We start from the raw sequence: 3,458 nt of genomic DNA on the forward strand, positions 1-3,458 counted from the left end.
GCATCATCGAGGTTTCGATGACGCTCGCATGTTCCAGCTCGATGCCGGGATAACCATCGGGGAACACTTTCGCCAGCGTCTCTGTGCGCACCATTTCCCAATGATCGATGCGCAGGATCGTCAGATCCGCCGCACGCTCGCGGCCGATGGTGTCGAGCGCCAGTTCGATGCCCTCGATTGACGGGCCGATGTTCTCGTAGTGGCCGTTGAGGACAACGATACGCCGGACCTTCTGGCGATAGAGATCGCAGATCACATCCTTGACCAGCAGCGAAAACGTATGCGCCGTGATGTTGATCGTGCCGGGGAAGGCCGGGCCGCCGCCTGTTCTCGGCTGCGAGCGGTTGCCGTAAGCGATGGTCGGCGCGACGAGGCCGCCGACCTGCTTCGCGACCGTCTCGGCGATGGCGGTGGGAAGCACGACATCGACATTCATCGCCATGTGGTGGCCATGCTGCTCGGTCGAGCCGAGCGGCAGGAAGATAGGAGCGCCGGCGGCGATCCTCTTCTCGGCTTCGGGCCATGGCAGTTCAGCGAGGAAAACTCGGTCTTTCATGATCATCTCGTTTCAAAGCATCGCCGCGCCACCATTGGCGCCCAGGCATTGTCCGGTGAAGAAGGTGGCGCCGGGGCCGGCAAGGAAGACCACCGCGGAAGCGATTTCATCCGGGCGGCCGATCCGCCCCAGCGGGTGTGTCGTTTCCTGCGCGCGCTGGCTCTCGCTCAGCGCCTCGAAACCGAGAAGCGGCGTGTCGGTCGGCCCCGGCGCCACGGCGTTGACCAGGATGCGAGGGGCAAGCTCTCGCGCCCAGGAGCGGGTCAGGCCGAGCAATGCCGCCTTGGTCGCGCAATAGACCGAGGCGTTCGACCGGCCGAGATAGGCGAGCTCGGAGGCGATGTTGACGATGCGGCCGCCATCGGGAAGGTGCGGCAGGACTTCCCGTGCCACGATGATGGCGCCGCGCACATTGACGGCGAACATGCGGTCGACATGGTCGAGCGAAATCGCCTCAAGCGGTGCTTCATGGAGGATGCCGGCATTGTTGACCAGAATGTCGTAGCCGCCGATCCGTTGCGCGCCTTGCCTGACCGCGGCAATGATGTCGGCCTCATTGGCAAGGTCGCAGGCAAGGATCGGGATATCGCCGTCGGATGCCTTGAGATCGAAGCCGAGAACAATGGCTCCGGCGTCCCGCAAGGCGAGCGCGGTCGCGCGACCGATGCCGCTGGCCGCACCGGTGACCAGCGCGCGTTTTCCGTGCAGCGGGGTTACCAAGGCACTTCTCCCCTGTCGACGCCGAGCGACTGCCCGGTGATGTTGGCCGCGAGATCCGACGCCAGGAACAGATAGGTGCCGGCCATGTCGGCCGGCTCCATCAGGCCGGGCAGGGCTTGCGCGCCAACGATGTCTTCGAGCAGTGCTGCTTCACTGACGGCGCCTTGCTCGGCCATCCGGCCAAGCGAGCGCATCGATGCTTCCGTGCGGACCCATCCCGGACAGACCGCATTGACGCGGATGCCTTTCGATCCAAGTTCCTTGGCCCAGGTTTTCGTCAGGCCGATGATGGCGTGCTTGGAGGCGACATAGGCGCCGAACCGCGCTTCGGCGACGCGGCCCCAGATCGATGCGGTGTTGATGATCGAAGCGCCGGCCTGCATGCGCGGCAAGGCGCGCGCGGTGACAAGCGCCGTGCCGATGACGTTGATCTCGATGATGCGCCGGAAGGCGGCTTCGGCCTCGTCGCTGCTGTCGGTGATCGGCGTCATCAGCTCGAGGCCGGCATTGTTGATGAGCACGTCGATCCGGGAGATCGGTCCGAGGGCCGCGCCGACCGCCTCGCGGTCGGCGATGTCGGCCTCCGTGCCTGTGGCGCCCAAGTCGTGGGCCCGTTCGTGCACGGCCGCGTCGTTGGCAATGAGGTGCAGGCTGGCGCCGGCCTGGGCGAAGCCCTTGGCGATGCCGAGCCCGATGCCTCGGCTCGCTCCGGTGATCACGACCGTCTTTCCGGAAAAGGAGAGGCTCATACGACCACTCCGGTTTCGTTGCGGATCAGATGCAGGACCTTGTTGCGCAGCTCGAAGAATTTCTGGGTTTCGCGAATCTCCAGCGGCCGGTCCGGGCCAAGCTCTGCCGCCACGTCGATATCGGCGACGATCGAGGCTGGACGGCGTGAGAACAGGATGATCCGGTCGGCGAGAAATACGGCTTCTTCGACGTCGTGGGTGACGAAGATGATGGTCTTTTCCTCGCGGATCTGGATCTGCCGCAGCTCGACCTGAAGCCGCTCGCGCGTCAGCGCGTCGAGGGCGCCGAAAGGCTCGTCCATCAACAGCACGTCTGAGCCTGCGGCGAGCGTGCGGGCTATGGCCACGCGCTGGCGCATGCCTCCCGAGATCCGGTTTGGATAGGAGTCGGCAAAGTCGGCGAGCCCGAACAGCTTGAGATAGTGGCTGATACGCTCGGCTCTTTCGGTGGCACCGAGGTCCTTCCTGTAGCGCATGCCGAAGGCGATGTTGTTTTTGACCGTCAACCAGGGAAACGACGAATAGGACTGGAACACCATGCCGCGCCGACGGTCCGGCCTGACGACCTTTTCCCCGCCAAGCAGGATCGAGCCCGAACTCGGTTCGTCGAGGCCGCCGACCATGCGCATCAAGGTGGTCTTGCCGCAGCCCGATGGGCCGAGAAAGACGACCAGCGAATTGCGCTCGAGGCCAAGGCTGGTGTTTCGCACGACATCGACGGGGCCGAAGGACTTGGCCGTGTCGATGAATTGAACATATCCGGTCATGTCATGCTCCTCACAGATACCGGAACAGCCGGCGGTGAAGCAGGCGCAAAAGTTGGTCGGTGACAAGGCCGATCAGGCCGATGACGACGACGCCGGCCATGACCTCCGGTGTCTTGACGAAGCGCCGGGCCGTCCAGATCACATAGCCGATGCCGGAATCGGCGGCGACGATCTCGGCGATGATCAGATAGGTCCAGCACCAGCCGAGCGTGATGCGCAGATTGTCGAGCAGCGTCGGGCCCATCCAGCGCAGGGCGACGTCGACCATGACCTGCCTCGAATTGGCACCGACGGTGCGGGCGACCTCGACGAACTCCTGCGGCACGCGCCGCATGTCGTCGGCGACGAGCAGCACGAGCTGGAAGAACGTCCCCAGCCAGAGCAGGAAGATCTTGGTCTCCTCGCCGACGCCGAACCAGATGATCGACAGCGGCACGAGTGCGGGGACCGGCAGGTAGCGGATGAAATCGATCATCGGCTCCAGGGCGGCGCCGACGATCCGGTAGCTGCTCATCATGATGCCGATCGGGATCGCCATGACGGCGGCCAGCAGGAAGGCAATCCAGACACGGGTGGTCGAAACCGCGACGTGCCACAGCAGGTTCTGCTCGGTCAGCATCGTCCACAGGGCAATGACGACGCGGCTCGGCGAGGGCAGGAACTGCG

At 64.6% G+C, this 3,458-nt stretch carries 5 protein-coding genes; all 5 read right to left on the reverse strand.

The genetic code is table 11. The annotated features are described in order from the left end of the window. Positions 1–556, reverse strand: a 556-nt coding sequence (locus EN964_RS26500) for a creatininase (RefSeq protein ID WP_164776003.1), incomplete at its 3' end; no start/stop codon positions are given. Positions 557–568: 12 nt separating this feature from the next. Beyond that, positions 569–1,276, reverse strand: a complete 708-nt coding sequence (locus EN964_RS26505) for an SDR family NAD(P)-dependent oxidoreductase (protein ID WP_127271827.1) — start codon at positions 1,274–1,276, stop codon at positions 569–571. Continuing rightward, entirely contained in the window at positions 1,270–2,025 is a 756-nt protein-coding gene (locus EN964_RS26510; RefSeq protein ID WP_127268136.1) for an SDR family NAD(P)-dependent oxidoreductase, read from the reverse strand. Before EN964_RS26510 ends, EN964_RS26505 begins: the two co-directional genes overlap by 7 nt. Next, entirely contained in the window at positions 2,022–2,792 is a 771-nt protein-coding gene (locus EN964_RS26515) for an ABC transporter ATP-binding protein (protein ID WP_127268137.1), read from the reverse strand. The genes EN964_RS26510 and EN964_RS26515 overlap by 4 nt, the downstream gene beginning before the upstream one ends. A gap of 10 nt (positions 2,793–2,802) precedes the next feature. Further along, on the reverse strand, positions 2,803–3,458 hold a 656-nt coding region (locus tag EN964_RS26520), incomplete at its 5' end, for an ABC transporter permease (RefSeq protein ID WP_245490688.1).

It is taken from the genome of Mesorhizobium sp. M7A.F.Ca.CA.001.10.2.1, assembly GCF_003998575.1.
Lineage (GTDB): Bacteria > Pseudomonadota > Alphaproteobacteria > Rhizobiales > Rhizobiaceae > Mesorhizobium.